Source organism: Vibrio sp. L5-1 (genome assembly GCF_021728315.1).
Lineage (GTDB): Bacteria > Pseudomonadota > Gammaproteobacteria > Enterobacterales > Vibrionaceae > Vibrio > Vibrio splendidus_K.
This window is the reverse complement of sequence record NZ_JAKKCQ010000002.1, coordinates 1,162,069-1,184,829: the sequence shown is the minus strand read 5'-3', so window position 1 is coordinate 1,184,829 and position 22,761 is coordinate 1,162,069. Positions and strand designations below refer to the sequence as shown.

The window sequence follows — 22,761 nt, the reverse complement described above, 5'->3', positions numbered from 1 at the left end:
AGCTAGAGGATCCTCGCTGTGCTAAACCGTTATCCGTTATGGAAGTATTTGATGGTGGTGTTTGCCATCGCTATCGCTGCGTTGTACGCGCTTCCGAATATATACGGTGAAGATCCGGCAGTTCAAGTTACAGGGGCGCGTGGCGCCTCTGTAGATCTGTCTACGCTGGATGCTGTCACCAATGCTCTGGAAGCAGAGAACCTTTCTACTAAATCCGTTGCTCTAGAAAACGGTTCCATTCTTGTTCGCTTTAACGATACAGATACGCAAATTAGTGCCCGTGATATCATCACAGAAGCACTAGGTGATGATGTTATCGTTGCTTTAAACCTTGCGGCTTCAACTCCTGATTGGCTTGAATCTATTGGTGCTGCACCAATGAAACTGGGTCTTGATTTACGTGGTGGTGTTCACTTCTTAATGGAAGTGGATATGGATGCTGCGATGCAAAAGCTAGTTGGCCAACAAGAAGAAGCCTTCCGTAGTGAACTTCGTGAAGAAAAAATTCGTTACCGTGCTATTCGCCCATCGGGTAAAGATGCAGTTGAAGTGATTCTACGTAACGAAGAGCAGCTTGCTGAAGCGAAATCGCTACTGCAATCTAAGCACCAAGATATGACGTTCGTAGATTCAGAATCTAATGGTCGCTTCTCTTTGGTTGCTCGTTTTACAGACGCTCGTCTTCAAGAAATCCGTAACTACGCAGTAGAGCAAAACATTACCATTCTACGTAACCGTGTTAACGAACTTGGTGTTGCTGAGCCTTTGGTTCAACGTCAAGGTGCTAGCCGTATCGTAGTGGAATTGCCTGGTGTTCAAGACACGGCGCGCGCTAAAGAAATTCTTGGTGCAACGGCGACACTTGAGTTCCGTGAAGTTGATAGTAGTGCTGACTTAGCCGCTGCCGCTTCTGGTCGTGCCCCTGCGGGTAGCGAAATCAAGCAAGACCGTGATGGTCGCCCTGTGGTACTTAAGAAGCGCGTTATTCTAGGCGGTTCAAGTATTACTGATGCAAGCTCAAGTGTTGATGAATATGGTCGCCCACAAGTTAACATCTCGCTAGACAGCGAAGGTGGTAGCAAGATGTCTACATTCTCTCGTCAGAATATCGGTAAGCTTATGGCTACGGTATTTGCAGAGTACAAAGACAGCGGTCGTAAAACACCAGAAGGTCGAGTGATCTTAAGTAAGCACGAAGAAGTGATCAACCAAGCGACGATTCAATCTGCGCTTGGTCGTAACTTCCGTATTACGGGTATCGACTCAACGGCTGAAGCTCATAACTTGGCACTTTTACTACGTGCTGGTGCATTGATTGCACCTATCTCGATTGTAGAAGAACGTACGATTGGTCCATCTATGGGTCAACAAAACATCGATATGGGTATCATGGCGATGGTTTGGGGTATGGCTGCAGTAATGTTGTTTACTCTGCTTTACTACCGTACTTTCGGTTTGATTGCGAACGTTGCTCTGATGGCTAACTTGGTGTTGATTATCGGTGTTATGTCGATGATCCCGGGGGCTACTATGACTCTGCCAGGTATTGCCGGTATCGTATTGACGGTTGGTATGGCGGTCGATGCCAACGTACTTATCTTTGAGCGTATACGTGAAGAACTTCGAGATGGACGCAGTCCACAACAAGCGATTCACCAAGGTTATGCGAACGCATTTAGCACCATCGCCGATGCCAATATCACCACACTACTGACAGCAATTATTCTATTTGCTGTAGGTACAGGTGCAATTAAAGGCTTCGCGGTAACGCTGTCTATCGGTATCTTAACTTCAATGTTTACAGCTATTGTCGGAACACGTTGTATCGTGAACCTGATGTATGGCGGCAAACGCGTTAAGAAACTGTCGATCTAAGGCTAGGAATTAATATGTTTCAGATTCTAAAAGCAGAAAAAATGATCGACTTTATGCGTTGGTCAAAGGTTGCCTTTTTATTCTCAATCTTGATGATTGGTACTGCCATCTTTACCTTAACAACGAAATCGTTGAACTGGGGTCTAGATTTTACCGGTGGTACTCTGATTGAAGTGGGTTTTGAGCAACCAGCAAACCTACCTGATATCCGTAGTGCACTAGAAGCTGAAGGCTTTGGTGATGCTACGGTTCAGAACTTTGGTTCTGCGCGTGAGGTAATGGTACGTCTACGTCCACGTGACGGTGTTGCTGGCGAAACGCTTGGTAACCAGATCCTGTCTGCAATTAAAGATGGTACTGGTGAGCAAGTTGAGATGCGTCGTATCGAGTTCGTTGGCCCTAATGTGGGTGACGAGCTAACAGAAGCGGGTGGCCTTGCTATCCTTGTTTCTCTGATCTGTATCTTGATCTATGTGTCAGTGCGATTCGAATGGCGTTTGGCAGCAGGTGCGGTATTAGCACTGGCGCACGACGTTATCATCACACTGGGTGTGTTCTCTCTAATGCAAATTGAGGTGGATCTTACCATCGTAGCAGCCTTGCTAACGGTAGTCGGTTATTCCCTCAACGATACCATAGTCGTATTTGACCGTATTCGTGAGAACTTCCGTAAGATGCGTAAGGGTGAAGCACCCGAAGTACTGAACAGCTCAATCACACAAACATTGAGCCGTACATTGATTACTTCTGGTACAACGTTATTCGTAGTTATCGCGCTGTTCGCTCAGGGCGGTGCTATGATTCACGGCTTCGCGACTGCACTTCTATTGGGGATTACCGTTGGTACTTATTCTTCTATCTACGTTGCATCTGCACTCGCTATGAAGTTGGGTATTACGCGTGAACACCTAATGCCACCACAAGTGGATAAAGAAGGTGAAGAGTTTGACGAAATGCCTTAGGCCTTGGCTTAACAATTTTCGCTGAACCAAAAAAAACCGCTAGGCAACTAGCGGTTTTTTTACGTCTGTATTCTGTCGATAAGCTCTACGCAACTTATTGGCGAATTGCGTTGTGCTCGTCGCAGCTAACTGCCATCTTGCTCGTATCTCGTATCTCGTATCTCGTATCTCGTATCTCGTATCTCGTATCTCGTATCGCAGATACAAAAAAGCCCCGCAATAGCGAGGCTTTGAAAATCTTCTGCTCTTAACTAAAGAGCATTAACGTAAGGTCTGAATTACTTCAGCATACCTTCGTTAGAGTTCTCACGAACGTGCTTAAGAATAGACTTAACACCACGTGCGCTTGAAGCAACAACATTACCAGACGTCATGTAATCAGTACCGCCAGCAAAGTCAGTCATGATAGCGCCAGCTTCACGAGCGATTAGATCGCCAGCTGCTAGATCCCATGGCTTAAGGCCTAGTTCTAGGTAACCGTCAACACGGCCAGCCGCTAGGTAACATAGGTCAAGTGCTGGAGAGCCAGTACGACGGAAGTCCGCACAATCAACGAATAGACCAGAGATGATCTTCATGAAAGATTCAGAGTGTTGTTTTTGCTTGAATGGGAAACCAGTCGCTAGAACAGTACCTTGAAGGTCTTTAAGTTGAGTAACACGCATACGAGCGTTGTTAAGTTGAGCGCCAGAGCCACGTTGAGCTGTGAATAGCTCGTTTAGCATTGGGTCATAAACACAAGCAACTTCTGTACGACCGTTCATACGAACAGCAATAGATACAGAGAAGTGAGGGAAACCTTTTACAAAGTTGTTGGTGCCATCTAGTGGGTCAACGATCCATTGTACGTCAGAATCTTTACCTTCAGTCAGGCCTGACTCTTCAGAAATAATGCTGTGCTCTGGGTAAGATGATTTGATTGTCTCAATAATCATGTACTCAGCTTCTTGAGCAATGTTAGTAACGTAATCGTTGTTACCTTTTAGAGACGATTCGATCTTATCAGTTGTTTCTAGAGATTTAGCAATATGGTTGCCAGCTTTACGCGCAGCGCGTATCGCAATGTTTAGCATTGGATGCATATGGTTTTTCCCACAAGATGTTAAAGAACAATTTAAAGCGGCGGCGAGTATACCAAAGTTTCCCCAAAAGGGAAGTGGTTATTTTTTGAACTCTTAGTTTCACATTCCGAGAAGGGTCTGACCATTTTACTTTGCTATGTGTTAATATCTCGCGATTATTTTTAAAGTGGTGTCATATAGCATGTTAGACAATGTAAAAGTCGTTCTGGTTGGTACGTCTCATTCAGGGAATATCGGATCAGCAGCTCGCGCAATGAAAGTGATGGGTTTGAGTCAATTAGTTCTTGTAGACCCTCAATGTGAAGTTGACGAGCAGACCTTAGCACTGGCTGCGGGTGCGGGTGACATCGCAGAAAACGCGACCATTGTGTCTACATTGGATGAAGCAGTAAAAGACTGTGGTTTGGTGGTCGGTTCAAGTGCGCGTTCAAGAACGCTTGAATGGCCAATGCTAGAGCCTCGTGAGTGCGGACAAAAGTTTGCCGTTGAAGGTCAAAAGCACCCAGTCGCATTAGTCTTCGGCCGTGAGCGCACTGGCTTGACTAACGATGAGCTTCAGAAGTGCCACTTCCATGTATGTATCCCAGCCAACCCTGAGTACAGCTCATTGAACCTAGCGATGGCCGTGCAAACGCTAAGCTATGAAGTTCGCGTGGCACACCTTGATATGGTTGCGAGCCAATATCAACCACAGCAACAAGATGAGTACCCACGTCACGAAGAACTAGAAATGTTCTATGAACACCTTGAAAAAGTGATCATTGATACCCAATTTATCTCTAAGGATAAACCGGGTCAGGTGATGAACAAGCTACGTCGTCTGTTCAGCCGAGCTCGTCCTGAACTGCAAGAGATCAATACTCTACGTGGTATTTTGACTTCAATTGAGAAGAGCAAAAACGACAAATAAAGCCCACTCTAGTTGTAGGGATGAATACCTGACTAAAATAGTCAACTAAATACTTGACCAATTTAGTCGGGTATGGGAAAATTCCAACCACATAAACAATGTGGATACGGTGTGATATGAAACTTACATCTAAAGGAAGATATGCGGTAACAGCTATGCTAGATGTAGCACTGCATTCGCAAAAGAGCCCAGTTCCTCTGGCTGACATTTCAGAGCGACAAGGCATCTCGTTATCTTACTTAGAACAACTATTTTCTAAGTTACGTAAAGCTGGCTTAGTTGCTAGTGTTCGTGGTCCTGGCGGTGGTTACCGTTTAGGTGCTGAAGCGAGCGACATCGCTGTCGGAACTGTGATTGCTGCAGTAGACGAATCAGTGGACGCAACTAAGTGTCACGGTCGAGCAGACTGCCAAGGTGGTAGTCGTTGTTTAACTCACACTTTATGGCGTGATTTAAGCTCCCGAATCAGCAGCTTCTTAAACGACATTACGCTCGGTGAGCTAATGAAAGATAACGAAGTTTTACAGATTTCTGATCGTCAAGATATCGATCTTGCGGTTAATAATGGTTTTGCACATAAAAATACGAGCACTACAACGATTAGTGCAGCACCTCACGGTGTTAATGCCCGCTCTTAGCGGTCAGTTTTTACATTGGAGTAGAAAATGAAACTGCCTATTTACTTTGACTATTCAGCTACATGCCCAGTCGATCCACGTGTTGCTGAAAAAATGGTTCAGTGCATGACGATGGACGGTAACTTCGGTAACCCTGCATCTCGTTCACACCGTTACGGCTGGCAGGCAGAAGAATCAGTAGATAATGCTCGTGAGCAAATTGCCGATCTACTAAATGCAGACCCACGTGAAATTGTTTTCACGTCAGGTGCTACAGAGTCAGACAACCTTGCTATCAAAGGTGCAGCGCACTTTTACGAGAAGAAAGGTAAGCACGTAATCACGTGTAAAACAGAACACAAAGCGGTTCTTGATCCATGTCGCCAACTAGAGCGTGAAGGTTTTGAGGTAACTTACCTTGAGCCAGAAGCAAACGGCATCATTGATCTAGACAAGCTACAGTCTGCAATGCGTGAAGATACTGTTTTAGTTTCTATCATGCACGTTAACAACGAGATTGGTGTAATCCAAGATATCGGTGCAATCGGCGAGTTATGTCGTGCACGCAAGATCATCTTCCACGTTGATGCGGCGCAGTCTGCGGGTAAAATCCCACTAGACGTAAAAGAGATGAAAGTTGATCTTATCTCTATGTCTGCACACAAAGCATACGGCCCTAAAGGCATCGGCGCTTTGTACGTTCGTCGTAAGCCACGTATTCGTCTTGAAGCGCAAATGCACGGTGGCGGTCATGAACGTGGTTTCCGTTCTGGTACGCTTGCTACTCACCAAATCGTGGGTATGGGCGAAGCGTTTGCTATCGCTAAACAAGACATGCAGAAAGATTACGATCACGCACTAGCACTTCGTGAGCGCCTATTGAAAGGTGTTCAAGATCTAGAAGCAGTAACTGTAAACGGTGACTTAGACCAACGTGTACCACACAACCTAAACGTGAGCTTTGCTTTTGTTGAAGGTGAATCTCTGCTTATGTCTCTAAAAGACCTAGCAGTATCATCAGGTTCTGCATGTACATCAGCAAGCCTAGAGCCTTCATACGTTTTACGTGCTCTTGGTCTGAACGATGAACTGGCACACAGCTCAGTACGTTTCTCATTCGGCCGTTTTACAACGGAAGAAGAAATCGACTACGCGATTGCACAAATTCGTGTAGCGGTAAATAAATTACGCGACATGTCTCCTCTATGGGATATGTATAAAGAAGGGATTGATTTGAACACTGTTGAGTGGGCTCATCACTAATCTCACGGAAATAGAGGATTCGAGGTAACTATCATGGCATATAGCGAAAAAGTAATTGATCACTACGAAAACCCACGTAACGTAGGTTCGTTTGATAAAGAAGACCCAAGTGTAGGTAGCGGCATGGTTGGCGCTCCAGCTTGTGGTGACGTAATGAAACTGCAAATCAAAGTATCTGCAGAAGGTATTATTGAAGACGCAAAATTCAAGACTTACGGCTGCGGTAGCGCAATCGCTTCTAGCTCACTAGTAACTGAGTGGGTTAAAGGTAAAAGTATTGATGAAGCAGCTGCAATCAAAAACTCTGAAATCGCAGAAGAGCTTGAGTTGCCACCAGTGAAAGTTCACTGTTCAATTCTTGCTGAAGATGCAATCAAAGCAGCTGTTGCGGATTACAAAAAGAAGCACTAATCGCTTCAATACCGTAATCACGTCGAAAAAATAAGTAATATTTGGGAGCACCCTTTGTGCTCCCACCTGAGTTCTCAATTTATATAAAACACAAGGTTGTAGTATGGCCATCACCATGACAGATACGGCAGCAAGCCGAGTTCAAGCTTTCCTAGATAACCGTGGTAAAGGTCTCGGATTACGCTTAGCAGTAAAAACTACTGGCTGTTCGGGTATGGCGTATGTACTGGAATTCGTTGACGAGCTTAACGAAGAAGACGAAGTGTTTGAGCATTCAGGTGTTAAGGTCATCATTGATCCAAAGAGCCTAGTATACCTAGATGGTACTGAGCTTGATTATGTAAAAGAAGGCCTAAACGAAGGTTTTGAATTCAACAACCCGAACGCGAAAGGCGAATGTGGTTGTGGTGAGAGCTTCAATGTTTAAACGCTTGAATCGTTAAGCGTTGTAAGCGAAGAATAAAATTAGGCTCTGAACAAAGAGCCTAAACTTAGGACCACCTTTACATGAATCATTTCGAATTATTTGGGCTACCACTTCAGTTTCAACTGGATGGTAGCCTTCTTTCTTCTCAGTTTAGAGATCTGCAACGCCAATTCCATCCTGATAAATTTGCGATAGCTTCTGAGCGAGATCGCTTATTAGCCGTGCAAAAAGCGGCACAAATCAATGATGCGTACCAGGTATTGAAGAATCCAATTAGCCGAGCAGAATACCTGCTGGTTCAACACGGCGAAGACATTCGTGGCGAACAACAGACCATGCAAGATCCAATGTTCCTGATGGAGCAGATGGAATTGCGTGAAGAGCTAGAAGACATCGCAGACAGTTCTGATCCCGAAGATGCGCTATTTGCATTTGAAGGCAAGGTTAGCAAAATGTATAAACAACAATTAAGCGCTATCCAACAAGAACTCGAAAGCGAAGCTTGGCTTGAAGCTGCAGACCGAGTAAGAAAGCTTAAGTTTATTGCAAAATTAAAGAATGAAATCGAATTAGTTGAAGATCGTTTGATCGGCTAGTTTGTATAACAAGGACACCTCCATGGCACTACTTCAGATTGCAGAACCAGGGCAAAGCGCCGCTCCTCACCAGCATAAGCTTGCTGTGGGTATTGATTTAGGTACAACAAACTCGTTGGTTGCTGCAGTACGCAGTGGCGAGGCGAGTACACTCGTTGATCAACAAGGTCGAAGCATTTTACCTTCAGTTGTTCACTACCAATCGGAATCTTATACGACTGGTAATGAAGCGCGTGCAAATGCACAGACTGATCCTAAAAATACCATTATCTCAGTTAAGCGATTAATCGGTCGCTCACTGTCAGATATTCAACAGCGATACCCGTCTCTGCCATATCAGTTTGAAGAAAGTGATAATGGTTTGCCTGTGATTCGCACAGAGCAAGGCAACAAGAATCCAATTCAAGTATCAGCAGACATTCTGCGAGCGCTAGGTCAACGTGCTGAGTCAACACTAGGTGGCGAGCTATCTGGTGCAGTGATTACCGTTCCTGCGTACTTTGATGATGCACAACGTGCTGGTACGAAAGACGCGGCGCAACTGGCTGGTCTTCACGTGTTACGTCTTCTTAATGAACCTACTGCCGCTGCGATTGCTTACGGTCTGGATTCAGGTAAAGAAGGGGTAATCGCCGTTTATGACTTGGGTGGTGGTACGTTTGATATCTCTATCCTACGCCTATCTAAAGGTGTCTTTGAAGTTTTAGCTACGGGTGGTGACTCTGCGTTAGGTGGTGATGATTTTGACCATTTGATTGCAGAACATTTCCAAGCGCAAATGGGCTTATCAGAGCTAACGGCAGAACAGAACCGTATTCTTCTAGACGCAGCAACAGAAGCGAAGATTGGCTTATCTGAAGCTGAAAGTGTTGATGTTGACGTACTAGGTTGGTCTGGTTCATTAAATCGTGAAGAGTTCGAAGAGCTCATCAAGCCACTAGTTAAGAAAACTCTACTTTCTTGCCGTCGCGCACTGAAAGATGCTGAAGTTGACGCGGACGAAGTTCTGGAAGTGGTTATGGTTGGTGGTTCAACTCGTACCTTACTTGTCCGTGAAATGGTGGGTGGCTTCTTTGGTCGTACGCCATTAACCAGCATTAACCCTGATGAAGTGGTTGCGATTGGTGCGTCGATTCAAGCGGATATCTTAGTTGGCAACAAGCCTGACTCTGAGATGCTACTTCTAGATGTTATCCCACTTTCCTTAGGTATCGAAACTATGGGTGGCTTGGTCGAAAAGATCATCCCTCGTAACACCACGATCCCTGTTGCTCGCGCACAAGAATTTACCACGTTCAAAGACGGTCAAACTGCAATGACAGTGCACACCGTGCAAGGCGAGCGTGAAATGGTCGACGACTGTCGTTCACTAGCTCGATTTGCTCTGAAAGGCATTCCGCCAATGACAGCAGGTGCTGCGCATATTCGTGTCACTTACCAAGTGGATGCTGATGGCCTGCTATCGGTTACCGCGATGGAGAAGAGCACTGGCGTTCAAGCTGAAATCCAAGTTAAGCCTTCTTACGGTCTAAGTGACAACGAAGTAGCTAGCATGCTGAAAGATTCGATGACGTTTGCAAAAGAAGACATGCAAGCGCGCGCTCTGGCTGAGCAACGCGTAGAAGCGGATCGTGTTATCGAAGGCCTTATTGCTGCGATGCAAGCCGATGGTGACGAGCTGCTTGATGAACAAGGAAAACAACAACTTGTTCAAGCGATTGAAGCACTGATCGAAGTGCGTAATGGCGATAATTCCGATGCCATTGAACTAGAAATTAAGAATACCGACAAAGCGAGCCAAGACTTTGCTTCTCGTCGTATGGATAAATCAATTCGAGCTGCACTGTCAGGTCAGTCAGTCGATAATATTTAATAGTTAGAGAATAGATAAACATGCCAAAGATTATTGTTTTACCTCACGAAGATCTATGTCCAGAAGGCGCTGTTTTAGAAGCAAAAACTGGTGAGACGGTTCTTGATGTTGCACTGAAGGCCGGTATTGGTATTGAACACGCATGTGAAAAGTCGTGTGCATGTACTACATGTCACGTTGTGATTCGTGAAGGTTTCGACTCATTAGAAGAAAGTGATGACCTAGAAGACGACATGCTTGATAAAGCATGGGGTCTGGAAATGGAATCTCGTCTTGGTTGCCAAGCTAAAGTGGCGGATACTGACCTGGTTGTTGAGATTCCAAAGTACACATTGAACCTAGCTTCTGAAGAGCACTAAGAACTCAGCTCGGCTAAAACTGTTAGTAAAACTGGCATAGAATATAAATCATGAAGATGACAAATCGTCGCTGATAAATATAAGGAAGTGTTATGAGCTTGAAATGGATTGATTCGCGAGATATTGCGATTGAACTATGTGATTTATACCCAGATACCGATCCTAAAACGGTGCGTTTTACGGACTTGCATCAATGGGTGTTAGATCTCGAAGATTTTGATGATGAGCCGAATCACTCGAATGAGAAAATTCTAGAGGCCATTATTTTGTGCTGGATGGATGAGATGGACTAGCCCTCTTGTTCTATAATTTGGCCGTTGGTTGGAATTTATCCAATATAAAACACAGCCAAGTTAACAATTCTTACTAAAAAAAGCGGACCTTATGGTCCGTTTTTTTATCAAAATGACATTTTTCTCCTACATAATGCTAACATCAGTCCGCTAATAAAAAATAATCAGAACCACACACTCAAGGTGGTTCATGACAAGGAGAAATCATGTCTACACAGATGTCAGTATTTTTAAGTCAAGAAGCTGCCCAGCCTCAGTGGGGAGCAAGAGCTATTTTATCGTTTTCTGAAGCGGGAGCGACAATTCACATTGGTGAAGGCCACGATTTAGGGGCGGTTCAACGTGCTGGTCGTACGCTTGACGGACAAGGTATCGCATTGGTTTCACTTAGCGGTGAAGGGTGGGATTTAGAAAGCGTTTGGGCTTTCTACCAAGGCTACCGTGGACCAAAGAAAAAGAATGCATTGGAATGGGATACACTTTCAGAAACCGATCAAGCTGAGCTAGAAGCTCGCATTCGCTCTACTGATTGGACTCGTGACATTATCAACAAAACCGCTGAAGAAGTGGCCCCTCGTCAATTAGCGACAATGGCTGCGGAATACATCAAGTCAGTGGCTCCTGCGGGCACAGTTAAAGCGAAAATCGTTAAAGACAAAGACCTACTAACCGAAGGTTGGGAAGGCATCTACGCGGTAGGCCGCGGCTCTGAGCGTACTTCTGCAATGCTTCAACTGGACTTCAACCCTACCGGCGACGAAGACGCACCTGTATTTGCTTGTCTGGTTGGTAAAGGTATCACTTTCGACTCAGGCGGTTACAGCATCAAGCCAGGTCAATTCATGACAGCAATGAAGGCTGACATGGGCGGCGCAGCAACTATTACGGGTGGTTTAGGTCTAGCGATTGAACGCGGCTTGAACAAGCGTATTAAGCTTATTCTATGTTGTGCAGAGAACATGATCTCGGGTCGTGCATTGAAGCTTGGCGACATCATTACTTACAAAAATGGTAAGACGGTTGAGATCATGAATACCGATGCGGAAGGTCGCTTGGTTCTTGCTGATGGTTTGATGTACGCAAGTGCACAAAACCCTGAGTTGATCATCGACTGTGCAACGCTTACCGGCGCGGCTAAAAACGCACTGGGTAATGATTACCACGCGCTATTGAGCTTCGATGATGAGTTGTCTCACCAAGCACTAACGGCTGCAAATCAAGAGAAAGAAGGCCTATGGCCATTGCCTCTTGCTGATTTCCACCGTGGCATGTTGCCTTCAAATTTTGCTGATCTATCAAACATCAGCTCTGGTGATTACACTCCGGGTGCAAGTACAGCTGCTGCGTTCCTTTCTTACTTTGTTGATGACTACAAAAAAGGTTGGATCCACATGGACTGCGCGGGTACTTACCGTAAGTCATCAAGTGATAAGTGGGCTGCAGGCGCGACCGGTATGGGTGTTCGTACACTGGCTCGTCTTCTTATCGACCAAGCAAAATAATAATAAGAGTGAGCGGTATTTCGATACCGCTTATTCATCAACTCAGATCGAATGATCTCAGTAATTTCAGTATTTAATAACAAAAAAATGAAGTGAAGGAATCCCTATGGCTCTAGAAAGAACGTTCTCAATTGTTAAGCCGGATGCAGTTAAGCGTAACCTTGTTGGTGAAATCTACCACCGCATTGAAAAAGCAGGCCTACAGATTATTGCCGCTAAAATGGTTTCTCTTACTGAAGCGCAAGCAAGTGGCTTCTATGCAGAACATGAAGGTAAAGAGTTCTTTGGACCACTAAAAGAGTTCATGACTTCTGGTCCTATCATGGTTCAAGTACTTGAAGGCGAAAATGCGATCGCTCGTTACCGTGAACTAATGGGTAAAACTAACCCAGAAGAAGCGGCATGCGGCACTATCCGTGCTGACTACGCAATCAGCATGCGTTACAACTCAGTACACGGCAGTGACAGCCCTGAGTCTGCAGCTCGCGAGATCGAATTCTTCTTCCCAGAATCTGAAATTTGCCCACGTCCAGCTGAATAAGCAGACAGCAGCAAATATCAATAAAGGCTTCACTTCGGTGAAGCCTTTTTCGTATGTGGACTTTGCATTCTCGATAATCTATTTAGTCGTCATTCCCGAGAGCGACGTAGGAGTGTAATCGGGAATCTCTGTTAGTTGTTGGAGATTCCAGATACCTCGTTCCTCAGTTCTGGAATGACGGGGCCACAATCTTGTGGTAAGTACTGGTGAGCTTGTGGAGATTATTTACGTCATTCCCGAGAGCAACGGAGGAGCGTAATCGGGAATCTTTTCTTTAATTTAGGTATTCTCAGACCGAACAAAACAATTGTTCAAATTTTAATCGCTTAACTTTGAATGTCTTAATAAACACAGGGTTTTACAGCGCTTGTTGAAGTTACGTAAAGCCTGTACAATTCGCGCCCTTAATTATTGTTCCGTCATTGAGAGGCATCATGACCACAGCTAAAGTCAATCTACTCGATTTTGATCGTAAAGGTCTTCGTAAATTTTTCACAGAAGAACTGAATGAGAAAGCGTTTCGAGCAGAGCAAGTGATGAAGTGGATTTATCACTTCGGTGTCGATGACTTCGAACAAATGAACAACATCAACAAAAAATTACGTGAGAAACTGCTGCATCGCTGTGAGATTGTTGCACCTATCGTTTCTGAAGCTCAGCACTCTGCGGATGGCACCATTAAATGGGCTATGAGCGTTGGTGACCAAGACGTTGAGACGGTATACATCCCAGATGGTGACCGTGCGACGCTATGTGTATCTTCGCAAGTAGGTTGTGCGCTTGAATGTAAATTCTGCTCTACGGCTCAACAAGGCTTCAACCGTAACCTGAAAGTTTCAGAGATCGTTGGTCAAATCTGGCGTGCTGCACGTGAAATCGGTTTAGAGAAAGATACGGGTCGTCGTCCAATTACTAACGTCGTAATGATGGGTATGGGTGAGCCTCTGCTTAACATGAAGAACCTAATTCCATCATTAGAACTGATGCTTGATGATCTAGGATTCTCACTGTCTAAGCGTCGTGTGACAGTATCAACATCTGGTGTTGTTTCTGGTCTTGATCAGATGACAGACAACATCGATGTAGCTCTGGCGATTTCTCTACACGCACCAAACGATGCACTACGTAGCCAAATCATGCCAATCAACGACCGTTGGGATATCCAAGATTTCCTAGCATCGGTTCGTCGTTACATTGCTTCTTCAAATGCTAACCGCGGTAAAGTAACGGTTGAGTACGTTCTATTGGATCATGTGAATGACGATATGGACCACGCTCGTGAACTTGCTGAGCTAATGAAAGAGACGCCTTGTAAGATCAACTTGATCCCATTCAACCCTTATCCGGGTTCGCCTTACAAGAAGCCAAGCAACTCTCGTATTGATCGCTTCCAAAAAACGCTGATGGAATACAACTACACAGTAACGGTTCGTAAAACACGTGGCGATGATATTGATGCCGCATGTGGTCAGTTGGTTGGTGATGTTATTGATAGAACCAAGCGTACTAAAATGCTGAAAGCCGCCTCTGAAGCCAACTTAATCGCAGGTGATGTGATTCAAGTAAAAGCGGTTTAAATACCATTTAGATCTAAACAAGCCAGAAGGATTCCTTCTGGCTTGTTGCTTTTCTGGAAGGTGAATTTCCAAAAATTGGATTTTTTCCCCACGCTTTCTTACATTTTTCGTTAAATTTTGGACAAAACCATGAGCTGACGGTAAATTTTGTCGAAAGTGTTTTTGCCTTGTAATGGCATTAGCTTATGATTAAATAATCTTAAATTAATTTAAGTGCTCGCTTGTTACCCGATAATCGTCAATGTGTCTATTTAGGTTGGCTACTTGATAAACTAGCTTCCTGAGAAAGTCGCTCACCAACAGTGTGTGGTTTTCTACTTTAAGGGTTGATGAACCGGGTGACAGGAAAAATTCCACATAGTAGGTTGTAAGATTGAGCTTAAACGAAAATAAAAAATGCTCTCATCAACCTGCAATAATACTTTAGAAGTTCACTCTCTATGAACACAGAACAAGAAACACAAACGCAAGAAACTGTCGCTCCAGCAATTGAAGCGGGAACGCTGCTCAAAAATAAACGAGAATCTCTTGGTTTAACACAAAAGCAGATCTCTGATCGCTTGAAGCTACGCGTTACGCTTATCCAGCAAATTGAAGAAAACCAATTCGAGTCAGATCAGGTTGCCACCTTTATGCGTGGTTACATTCGTTCATACGCGAAATACGTCAATCTTGATGAAAAAGTCGTGTTGAACGCGCTTCATCATTCTGGTGATGCCCAACATCAAGAACAAGAAATGTTGAGCTTCTCTCGTAAGACTAAAACCGAGAAGCACAATAGCCGTATTATGCTCCTTACTTGGAGCATCTTTGCTGTGATTGTGGGTATCTCCTCTCTTTGGTGGTGGCAGAATCAACAGCAAGACACCTTATCTCAATCTTTAGCCAATACTGAAAGCTCGGAAGAGCTAGTGGTAGAAGAGTCGCTTGATCCTGAGCTGACTTCATTAGAAGTGATTGAAGCAGAACAAAACACAGAGACATCACCTGTTACTGAAAACTCTGATGAGCTTACTGAAGTGAGTTCAGCTGAAGATTCAGTAACTCTTGACCCTGTTGAAGTCATTGAAGAAGCACCAGAAGCAGCAGACGTTGCTTCGGTTACTGCGGAACCAGAGACTGTAGCGCCTGAAGCTGTGGTTAACGAGCTAGTGATGCAGTTTTCTGCTGATTGCTGGATCCAAGTGAAAGATGCTTCGGGCAAAACGTTATCTACTGGCATTAAAAAAGCAGGCCAGACATTAAATCTTTCTGGAACTGCACCATATAAAGTGATTCTGGGTGCGCCTGAAGGCGTATCGATGACATTTGCAAGTGAACCTGTCGACCTTTCTGGGTATACTTCAGGCAAAGTAGCTAGAATAACCTTACCTTAGAGTTAATATGCAACACGAATCTCCTATTATTCGTCGCAAATCAACCCGTATTTATGTGGGTGATGTGCCGATCGGTGATGGTGCACCAATTGCTGTGCAATCCATGACCAACACAAGAACAACAGATGTCGCCGCGACCGTCGCTCAAATTCGAGCTTTGGAAAAAGTGGGGGCAGATATCGTTCGCGTATCTGTACCGACTATGGAGGCCGCTGAAGCCTTTAAGCTAATCAAGCAGCAGGTCTCTGTTCCTTTGGTTGCTGACATTCACTTCGACTACCGTATCGCTCTTAAAGTGGCAGAGTATGGGGTTGACTGTCTGCGTATCAACCCAGGTAACATCGGTAACGAAAGCCGCATTCGCTCTGTTGTGGATTGTGCTCGTGATATGAATATCCCGATTCGTATTGGTGTTAACGGCGGTTCTCTTGAAAAAGAGATCCAAGAGAAATACACAGAGCCTACAGCAGAAGCGCTGGTTGAATCTGCAATGCGTCACGTCGATATCCTAGACCGTCTGAACTTTGATCAATTCAAAGTCAGCGTGAAGGCTTCTGATGTATTCCTAGCCGTCGGTTCTTACCGTTTGCTTGCTAAGCAGATTGATCAACCACTTCACCTAGGTATTACTGAAGCGGGTGGAGCACGTGCGGGTTCTGTGAAATCGGCTGTAGGTTTGGGCATGTTATTGTCTGAAGGTATCGGCGATACGCTGCGTATCTCGCTAGCAGCAGATCCAATCGAAGAGATCAAAGTGGGCTTTGATATTCTTAAATCTTTGCGCATTCGCTCGCGTGGCATCAACTTCATTGCGTGCCCAAGCTGTTCTCGTCAAGAGTTCGATGTTATCAACACCGTTAACGCCCTTGAAGAACGCTTAGAAGACATAGTGACTCCAATGGACGTCTCAATAATCGGTTGTGTCGTTAACGGCCCTGGTGAAGCTGAAGTGTCTCACTTAGGCCTTGCGGGTAGTGCTCGTAAGAGTGCCTTCTACGAAGACGGTAAGCGTCAGAAAGAGCGCTTCGACAACGATGACCTTGTAGACAAACTTGAAGCTAAGATTCGTGCAAAAGCGTCAGTGCTTGATAAAGCAAATCGCATTGATGTAGAAAACTTAGAAGATTAATACAACGCGATGGGGTGTGATTGTCTATTCGCACTAACACCTGGTCGTGAGAAATTACGGAATAAATACTGTGGCTAAAAATATCCAAGCAATTCGAGGCATGAACGACTGCCTTCCAACTCAATCACCACTGTGGCAGAAAGTAGAAAGCGCAGTTAAAAGTGTGGTGAGTGCATACGGTTACAACGAAGTACGTATGCCTATCGTTGAAGAAACGAACCTATTTAGCCGTGCGGTTGGTGAAGAAACTGATGTTGTTTCTAAAGAGATGTACACCTTTGATGACCGTAATGGTGATAGCCTAACGCTGCGTCCAGAAGGCACAGCAGGTTGTGTACGTTCATGTATTCAAAACAGCCTTATCAACCGTGATGAGCAGCGCCTATGGTACATGGGTCCAATGTTCCGTCACGAGCGTCCTCAAAAAGGTCGTTACCGTCAATTCCACCAATGTGGTGTTGAAGTGTTTGGCCTAGACGGTCCAGACGTTGACGCAGAACTTATCATGATGACAGCACGTCTATGGCGTGAACTCGGCATCGATAAGCACGTTCGCCTCGAGCTGAACTCAATCGGTTCTCAAGAAGATCGCGTAAGCTATCGTACAGCGTTAGTGGCTTTCCTTGAGCAACACATTGATGTGTTAGATGAAGACTGCAAACGTCGCATGCACACTAACCCTCTACGTGTACTTGATACTAAGAACCCAGATGTTCAAGCGATCTTAGGTGACGCACCTCGACTATCTGAATATTTAGGTGAAGAATCGAAGCAACATTTTGCTGGTTTGTGTGAACTTCTTGACGCTGTTGGTATCGAATACCAAGTTAATGAGCGTCTAGTACGTGGCCTAGATTACTACAACCGCACAGTATTTGAGTGGATCACTGACAGTCTTGGTGCTCAAGGTACAGTTTGTGGCGGCGGTCGTTACGATGGTCTTGTTGAGCAACTAGGCGGCAAAGCAACCAATGCTGTTGGCTTCGCAATGGGCCTAGAGCGTCTGGTTCTTATGATGGAAACGCTAGAGCTAACAGAAGTTCGCCGTAGCGTTGACGTATACGTGGTTGCTGCTGGCGAAGGTACTATGATCGCAGGCATGCAGTTAGCGAATCAATTACGCGATACCGTTGAAGGCGTACGCGTAATGAACCACTTCGGTGGTGGTAACTTCAAGAAGCAATTCAAGCGTGCTGACAAAGTAGGTGCTGTTGTAGCACTGGTACTTGGTGAGAACGAAGTTGCTGACAATACAGTTGTGCTAAAAGATCTGGTTGGCGGCGAGCAAGAAACCGTGTCTCAAACGGACGTTGCAGAGAAAGTTGCTGCGCTAATCTAATTAGCCATTGAGCAAACGCTCATCATGAATATCAACGTCAGCACTATGCTGGCGTTTAAAGAATTAAAGAGGACAGGAAGTGGAACTTTACGATAGCGAAGAGCAACAAGTTGAAGCCATTAAAGATTGGTGGAAAGAGAACGGTAAAGCCGTAATCTTTGGTGCAGTTATTGGTTTAGGCGGTCTATTTGGCTGGCGCTATTACCAAGATTCAGTCGTTGAAGCGCGTGAAGTCGCTTCAGAAGGCTACACCTCTGTAATTTCAGCTCTTGATGCTAAGGGCGTTGATGCTCAATCTGATATTCAAGCTTTTATCGACGCTAACAAAGACGCTGAATACTCTGTACTTGCTGCTATGCAATTAGCAAAAGCGCAAGTTCAAGCGGGTGAGCTTGCAGCAGCACTTGAACAGCTTGAGTGGGCAAAATCGGCAACTAAGGATGCGGCTCTTACGCCACTACTGACTTACCGTGCTGCACGTATCAAAGCTGAGCAAGGTGAATTTGACGCAGCATTGACTGATCTTGAAGCGATGACTGACGAATCTTGGACTGGCCGTGTTGCTGAACTGCGTGGTGATATCTCACTTCGTAAAGGCGATACAGATGCGGCTTACAGTGCTTATTCTGAAGCACAACAAGCAGCTGATGCGAGCCAAACGCTTCAAATCAAACTTGACGACCTAGCTAAATAAGGCGCTTTGAATGAAGAAGATGTTTCCAAAAGCGGCGTTGTGTGCGATTGCTCTTGGCCTATTGGCTGGCTGTGCGGGTGAAGAAGACACCGTAATCATGGCGCCAGTACCAACAGTAAATAGCGAATTCACTCCTAGCCAGGAATGGTCTACGTCGGTTGGTGATGGTGTTGGCCACTACTTTTCAAAACTAACGCCAGAATTGGCTTACGACAAAGTGTTTGTTGCGAGCCGTGAAGGTATGGTTAAAGCGCTTGACCCTGAAACAGGTAAAGAGCTGTGGAAAGTCGATCTTGAGAAAGAAGTACTGGCTCGTTTATCGGGTGGTTTAACGGCGGCTTACGGCAAAATATTTGTTGGTTCTGAAAATGGCGAAGTGATCGCTATGGATGAATCAACCGGTGAAGAGCTGTGGCGTGTATCAGTAAATGGTGAGGTGCTTGCATCCCCAGCAACTGAAAGCAACATGGTTATTGTTCATACCAGTCGCGGTATGTTGATCGCGTTAGATCAAGAAAGCGGCGAACAAAAATGGACGATTAGCACTGAAGTTCCAAGCCTAACACTTCGTGGCGATAGCTCGCCTGTTGCTGTTTCTGGCGGTGTATTCTGGGGAACGGCAAATGGTCGTTTAGCAGCCGCAATTGTTGACCGTGGTCAGCTTATTTGGCAACAGCCAGTAGGCACACCAAAAGGTGCAACGGAAATAGATCGTTTGGTTGATGTTGATGCATCACCGATTGTTCTTGGCGGCACCCTGTATACAGTAGGTATTAATGGTCAGCTAATCGCTATCGATCTTCGTTCTGGTAAGCCAATTTGGAAGCGTAACTATTCGTCAGCGATTGATTTAGCAAGTGACGGCAGTCGTTTGTTCGTTGTTACCGACAAAGACCATGTGGTTGCGGTTGATGCGCGTAGTGGTACTGAACTTTGGAGCACTCCATTGTTAGAAAACCGCTTACTGACAGCACCTGCTATTATTAATGGTTATGTAGTTGTGGGTGATACTGAAGGTTATCTGCACTGGTTAGATCGTTCATCGGGTGAGTTTGTTGCTCAACAGCTCGTCGATGATAGCGGCTTTGCGGTTGCGCCAATTGAAATGCCTGAAGGCTACTTAGTGACGACTCGCAATGGCGATGTAAAGAAACTAACGATTAGCCAATAAAAGCGTGATACAATTCACAGTCGGCTCCTGGTTGGTAACAGCCAGGAGCCGTTTTGTTGTTTAAAATTAATAAATCGTGTGGTTATAGGTAAGAGTTTTAACTTGAAAACAAGTGCTTACCTATAACTACATTTATAGAAGAAATTGTAGAGGTTGTTATGGTACCTGTTGTTGCTCTAGTAGGGCGTCCGAACGTAGGTAAATCTACGTTATTTAACCGATTGACTCGAACTCGTGATGCATTGGTTGCGGATTTCCCTGGCTTAACGCGTGACCGTAAATACGGTCATGCTCATTTTAGCGAGCATGACTTTATTGTTATTGACACTGGTGGTATCGACGGTACCGAAGAAGGTGTTGAAACTAAAATGGCTGAACAGTCGCTAGCGGCGATTGATGAAGCTGATGTCGTTCTATTTATGGTAGATGGCCGCGCAGGTCTAACTCCTTCAGACGTGGCTATCGCTAAGCACCTTCGTCAACTAGAAAAGCCTTCAATGCTAGTCGTAAACAAGGTTGATGGTATCGACCCTGATGCTGCAAGTGCTGACTTCTGGCAACTAGGTGTAGAAGACATGTATCAAATCGCAGCTGCGCACGGTCGTGGTGTAACAGCGTTGATTGACCTTGCTCTTAACCCGTTCGCAGAAGCTTTAAAAGCTGAGAATGGCGAAGTAAGCGATTTGACTGAGTTTGAAGACGACGAAGAAGAGCAAGTTGATTTCACTGAAGAAGAAGCAGAAGAAGAATTCAAGCGCCTTCAAGATCAACCAATTAAGCTAGCGATCATTGGCCGTCCTAACGTAGGTAAATCAACACTAACTAACCGTATTCTTGGTGAAGAGCGTGTGGTTGTTTACGATATGCCAGGTACAACTCGTGATTCTATTTATATTCCAATGCAGCGTGATGAGCGTGAATACGTTCTAATCGATACTGCTGGTGTACGCCGTCGTAAGAATATCAACGAAACTGTTGAAAAGTTCTCGGTTGTTAAAACACTGAAAGCGATTGAAGACGCTAACGTTGTATTACTGCTTATTGATGCTCGAGACAACATTTCTGATCAAGACTTAAGCTTGTTGGGCTTTGCGTTGAATGCTGGTCGTTCTATCGTAATTGCAGTAAATAAGTGGGATGGTCTAGACAGCGATGTTAAAGATCGCGTTAAGAAAGAACTAGACCGCCGTTTAGGTTTTGTTGATTTCGCACGTATTCACTTTATCTCTGCACTTCACGGTACAGGTGTTGGTCACTTGTTTGAATCTGTTCAAGAAGCTTACAAGTCAGCAACGACTCGTGTTGGTACTTCTGTGCTAACTCGTATCATGAAGATGGCGACTGATGATCACCAACCACCTATGGTTCGTGGCCGTCGTGTTAAATTGAAATACGCGCACGCTGGTGGCTACAACCCACCGATTATCGTTATCCACGGTAACCAAGTACGTAACTTGCCAGATTCATACAAACGATTCTTGATGAACTACTACCGTCGTTCACTAGAGATTATGGGTACACCTATTCGCATTCAATTCCAGAACAGCGAGAACCCATTTGAAGCTAAGACAACCAAGCTGACAATTTCTCAAGAACGTAAACGTAAGCGTATGATGAGCATGGTTAAAGGTCGTAAGTAAACCTTTCCAATAGATTTGATACCCGAGCCTGTCTCGGGTATTTTTTTAAGCAAAATTCATGTTAAGCCATAACCTCATATCTCCATATCGTGATGGGTTAACGAATTAGACTCAATTTCAAAAGAAGAACGATATGACCACTAGCGATTCCATGACACCAGCGACATCCATGAAACCAATAATAGTTATCACACCAACCATCACTCAATTTTGTCATCAGGCTTGGCAGATCAAAGCAAAGGCGTTGTACGTTGAAAACGACGACAGCAAAACCTACCTGATCACCGACATGACACCTTTCCACCCAGTGAGTCATATTTGGCCAGATCACCCTGCAGACCAAGGCTTTGTTAATGTTGGTGACGTGCAATATCCAGTTGAAGACTGTCTTGTTGGTGCAATAGAACAATCTACTGGCAAGCTTCATATCGCAGCAGATATCCCTGTTAAGCGTGATACGGAAGGGTGGGCGTTTGTGGTTGTCCACCAGCTACCTGTATCTGCTTCTATGATTAAGGTTAACGACGAAGTCATGTTGACGGTTGATAAAGAGTATCAAGCTAGTTTGAGCCGTGGTCACAGCGCTGGCCACATCGCTTTCCTAGCCTTGAATAAAGTATTGGCTGAGAGCTACTGGCGTAAAGATGCAGATAGAAAAGATCCGCTTGGCAGTTACGACTTCAATAGCTACGCGCAAGTGACTAGCTTTGTGACTCCCGAGTTGTGTACCGATAAGTATCGTTTGGGAAAAACCCTGAAGAAGCGCGGTTTGAACGTTGCAGACATGCTAACCAATCTTGATGGTATCGAAGCCGACATCAATCAGATGATTAAAGGTTGGCTCGCAGACTCGACGCCAGTAGCAATGAGACTGGAAGGTGAGGCATTAACAGACTCTCGCTATTGGGAATGGCAGTTGGATAGCGACACTTTAGTGTCTATTCCTTGTGGTGGTACTCACATCGAGAATACGTCAGAGCTTAAGTCTTTATCGGTTAAGTTAACCCAGTTAGATGACCAGCATATTGAAATGCTGACGCATGTAATACGATGATTTAGACTACAGATCGAAATGGCTTATGCTGTTTGTTTTGTTTTAATAGGTAACTTTTAATATAAATGAC

General features: G+C 44.9%; 22 protein-coding genes. 21 read left to right on the top strand and 1 reads right to left on the bottom strand.

The genetic code is table 11. The annotated features are described in order from the left end of the window. Positions 1-18: 18 nt before the first annotated feature. Together secD and secF are read left to right on the top strand one after the other, a co-directional pair. Positions 19-1,875: a protein translocase subunit SecD gene (gene secD / locus L3V35_RS12175; RefSeq protein ID WP_004735088.1), complete on the top strand. Its 1,857-nt coding sequence runs from the start codon at positions 19-21 to the stop codon at positions 1,873-1,875. A gap of 14 nt (positions 1,876-1,889) precedes the next feature. Continuing rightward, complete coding sequence (secF, locus tag L3V35_RS12170) at positions 1,890-2,837, top strand: protein translocase subunit SecF (protein ID WP_004735089.1); 948 nt, start codon at positions 1,890-1,892, stop codon at positions 2,835-2,837. 278 nt (positions 2,838-3,115) lie between these two features. Here the strand turns inward: secF and suhB are convergent, their stop codons facing one another. Continuing rightward, positions 3,116-3,919: an inositol-1-monophosphatase gene (gene suhB, locus L3V35_RS12165; protein ID WP_004735090.1), complete on the bottom strand. Its 804-nt coding sequence runs from the start codon at positions 3,917-3,919 to the stop codon at positions 3,116-3,118. 181 nt (positions 3,920-4,100) lie between these two features. Here suhB and trmJ point away from each other — a divergent pair, with 181 nt between their 5' ends. The 19 genes from trmJ (at position 4,101) to L3V35_RS12070 (ending at position 22,691) form a co-directional block, all read left to right on the top strand. Beyond that, the gene (gene trmJ, locus L3V35_RS12160; RefSeq protein ID WP_004735091.1) at positions 4,101-4,829 is read left to right on the top strand and encodes a tRNA (cytosine(32)/uridine(32)-2'-O)-methyltransferase TrmJ; all 729 of its coding nucleotides are present in this window, start codon (positions 4,101-4,103) and stop codon (positions 4,827-4,829) included. Positions 4,830-4,945: 116 nt separating this feature from the next. Then, entirely contained in the window at positions 4,946-5,467 is a 522-nt protein-coding gene (gene iscR / locus L3V35_RS12155; RefSeq protein ID WP_017079865.1) for a Fe-S cluster assembly transcriptional regulator IscR, read from the top strand. 27 nt (positions 5,468-5,494) lie between these two features. Further along, a complete protein-coding gene (locus L3V35_RS12150; RefSeq protein ID WP_004735093.1) occupies positions 5,495-6,709 on the top strand; it encodes an IscS subfamily cysteine desulfurase in 1,215 nt (404 codons plus the stop codon). A gap of 33 nt (positions 6,710-6,742) precedes the next feature. Further along, positions 6,743-7,120 (top strand): Fe-S cluster assembly scaffold IscU, encoded by a 378-nt coding sequence (gene iscU / locus L3V35_RS12145; protein ID WP_004735094.1) that lies wholly within the window; start codon positions 6,743-6,745, stop codon positions 7,118-7,120. 103 nt (positions 7,121-7,223) lie between these two features. After that, on the top strand, positions 7,224-7,547 hold the full coding sequence (gene iscA / locus L3V35_RS12140) for an iron-sulfur cluster assembly protein IscA (protein ID WP_004735095.1): 324 nt from the start codon (positions 7,224-7,226) through the stop codon (positions 7,545-7,547). 80 nt (positions 7,548-7,627) lie between these two features. Further along, entirely contained in the window at positions 7,628-8,143 is a 516-nt protein-coding gene (gene hscB / locus L3V35_RS12135; RefSeq protein ID WP_009848288.1) for a co-chaperone HscB, read from the top strand. A gap of 22 nt (positions 8,144-8,165) precedes the next feature. Beyond that, positions 8,166-10,016 carry a Fe-S protein assembly chaperone HscA gene (gene hscA, locus L3V35_RS12130; protein WP_237299838.1) on the top strand — a complete coding sequence of 617 codons (1,851 nt, stop codon included), beginning with the start codon at positions 8,166-8,168 and terminating at the stop codon, positions 10,014-10,016. A 20-nt stretch (positions 10,017-10,036) separates the two neighbouring features. Next, the gene (fdx, locus tag L3V35_RS12125; RefSeq protein ID WP_004735098.1) at positions 10,037-10,375 is read left to right on the top strand and encodes an ISC system 2Fe-2S type ferredoxin; all 339 of its coding nucleotides are present in this window, start codon (positions 10,037-10,039) and stop codon (positions 10,373-10,375) included. A gap of 92 nt (positions 10,376-10,467) precedes the next feature. Continuing rightward, positions 10,468-10,668, top strand: coding sequence for a Fe-S cluster assembly protein IscX (gene iscX / locus L3V35_RS12120; protein ID WP_004735099.1), 201 nt, complete (start codon positions 10,468-10,470; stop codon positions 10,666-10,668). A gap of 206 nt (positions 10,669-10,874) precedes the next feature. Then, entirely contained in the window at positions 10,875-12,170 is a 1,296-nt protein-coding gene (gene pepB / locus L3V35_RS12115) for an aminopeptidase PepB (protein WP_065606557.1), read from the top strand. Positions 12,171-12,276: 106 nt separating this feature from the next. Further along, positions 12,277-12,711: a nucleoside-diphosphate kinase gene (gene ndk, locus L3V35_RS12110; RefSeq protein ID WP_004735101.1), complete on the top strand. Its 435-nt coding sequence runs from the start codon at positions 12,277-12,279 to the stop codon at positions 12,709-12,711. Between the two features lie 434 nt (positions 12,712-13,145). Then, positions 13,146-14,288: a bifunctional tRNA (adenosine(37)-C2)-methyltransferase TrmG/ribosomal RNA large subunit methyltransferase RlmN gene (locus tag L3V35_RS12105; RefSeq protein ID WP_004735102.1), complete on the top strand. Its 1,143-nt coding sequence runs from the start codon at positions 13,146-13,148 to the stop codon at positions 14,286-14,288. Between the two features lie 440 nt (positions 14,289-14,728). After that, positions 14,729-15,664 carry a cytoskeleton protein RodZ gene (gene rodZ, locus L3V35_RS12100; RefSeq protein ID WP_017084407.1) on the top strand — a complete coding sequence of 312 codons (936 nt, stop codon included), beginning with the start codon at positions 14,729-14,731 and terminating at the stop codon, positions 15,662-15,664. 7 nt (positions 15,665-15,671) lie between these two features. Beyond that, on the top strand, positions 15,672-16,793 hold the full coding sequence (gene ispG, locus L3V35_RS12095) for a flavodoxin-dependent (E)-4-hydroxy-3-methylbut-2-enyl-diphosphate synthase (protein ID WP_004735104.1): 1,122 nt from the start codon (positions 15,672-15,674) through the stop codon (positions 16,791-16,793). A gap of 70 nt (positions 16,794-16,863) precedes the next feature. Then, positions 16,864-18,132: a histidine--tRNA ligase gene (gene hisS / locus L3V35_RS12090; RefSeq protein ID WP_054548098.1), complete on the top strand. Its 1,269-nt coding sequence runs from the start codon at positions 16,864-16,866 to the stop codon at positions 18,130-18,132. Positions 18,133-18,211: 79 nt separating this feature from the next. Next, a complete protein-coding gene (locus L3V35_RS12085) occupies positions 18,212-18,826 on the top strand; it encodes a YfgM family protein (protein ID WP_054548097.1) in 615 nt (204 codons plus the stop codon). 10 nt (positions 18,827-18,836) lie between these two features. Continuing rightward, the gene (bamB, locus tag L3V35_RS12080; protein ID WP_004735107.1) at positions 18,837-19,997 is read left to right on the top strand and encodes an outer membrane protein assembly factor BamB; all 1,161 of its coding nucleotides are present in this window, start codon (positions 18,837-18,839) and stop codon (positions 19,995-19,997) included. Between the two features lie 158 nt (positions 19,998-20,155). Then, entirely contained in the window at positions 20,156-21,637 is a 1,482-nt protein-coding gene (gene der / locus L3V35_RS12075) for a ribosome biogenesis GTPase Der (RefSeq protein ID WP_171317020.1), read from the top strand. A 133-nt stretch (positions 21,638-21,770) separates the two neighbouring features. Continuing rightward, positions 21,771-22,691 carry an alanyl-tRNA editing protein gene (locus L3V35_RS12070; protein WP_171317017.1) on the top strand — a complete coding sequence of 307 codons (921 nt, stop codon included), beginning with the start codon at positions 21,771-21,773 and terminating at the stop codon, positions 22,689-22,691. The last annotated feature ends 70 nt before the right edge of the window (positions 22,692-22,761 follow it).

Excerpts from the sequence above, each read along its gene's own strand:
- iscU (WP_004735094.1), top strand. The coding sequence starts at position 6,743 with ATGGCATATAGCGAAAAAGTAATTGATCACTACGAAAACCCACGTAAC.
- fdx (WP_004735098.1), top strand. The coding sequence starts at position 10,037 with ATGCCAAAGATTATTGTTTTACCTCACGAAGATCTATGTCCAGAAGGC.
- pepB (WP_065606557.1), top strand. The coding sequence starts at position 10,875 with ATGTCTACACAGATGTCAGTATTTTTAAGTCAAGAAGCTGCCCAGCCT.
- secF (WP_004735089.1), top strand. The coding sequence starts at position 1,890 with ATGTTTCAGATTCTAAAAGCAGAAAAAATGATCGACTTTATGCGTTGG.
- der (WP_171317020.1), top strand. The coding sequence starts at position 20,156 with ATGGTACCTGTTGTTGCTCTAGTAGGGCGTCCGAACGTAGGTAAATCT.
- rodZ (WP_017084407.1), top strand. The coding sequence starts at position 14,729 with ATGAACACAGAACAAGAAACACAAACGCAAGAAACTGTCGCTCCAGCA.
- bamB (WP_004735107.1), top strand. The coding sequence starts at position 18,837 with ATGAAGAAGATGTTTCCAAAAGCGGCGTTGTGTGCGATTGCTCTTGGC.
- ispG (WP_004735104.1), top strand. The coding sequence starts at position 15,672 with ATGCAACACGAATCTCCTATTATTCGTCGCAAATCAACCCGTATTTAT.
- hscA (WP_237299838.1), top strand. The coding sequence starts at position 8,166 with ATGGCACTACTTCAGATTGCAGAACCAGGGCAAAGCGCCGCTCCTCAC.
- L3V35_RS12150 (WP_004735093.1), top strand. The coding sequence starts at position 5,495 with ATGAAACTGCCTATTTACTTTGACTATTCAGCTACATGCCCAGTCGAT.
- L3V35_RS12070 (WP_171317017.1), top strand. The coding sequence starts at position 21,771 with ATGACCACTAGCGATTCCATGACACCAGCGACATCCATGAAACCAATA.
- iscA (WP_004735095.1), top strand. The coding sequence starts at position 7,224 with ATGGCCATCACCATGACAGATACGGCAGCAAGCCGAGTTCAAGCTTTC.
- iscR (WP_017079865.1), top strand. The coding sequence starts at position 4,946 with ATGAAACTTACATCTAAAGGAAGATATGCGGTAACAGCTATGCTAGAT.
- suhB (WP_004735090.1), bottom strand. The coding sequence starts at position 3,919 with ATGCATCCAATGCTAAACATTGCGATACGCGCTGCGCGTAAAGCTGGC.
- L3V35_RS12105 (WP_004735102.1), top strand. The coding sequence starts at position 13,146 with ATGACCACAGCTAAAGTCAATCTACTCGATTTTGATCGTAAAGGTCTT.
- iscX (WP_004735099.1), top strand. The coding sequence starts at position 10,468 with ATGAGCTTGAAATGGATTGATTCGCGAGATATTGCGATTGAACTATGT.
- hscB (WP_009848288.1), top strand. The coding sequence starts at position 7,628 with ATGAATCATTTCGAATTATTTGGGCTACCACTTCAGTTTCAACTGGAT.
- ndk (WP_004735101.1), top strand. The coding sequence starts at position 12,277 with ATGGCTCTAGAAAGAACGTTCTCAATTGTTAAGCCGGATGCAGTTAAG.
- trmJ (WP_004735091.1), top strand. The coding sequence starts at position 4,101 with ATGTTAGACAATGTAAAAGTCGTTCTGGTTGGTACGTCTCATTCAGGG.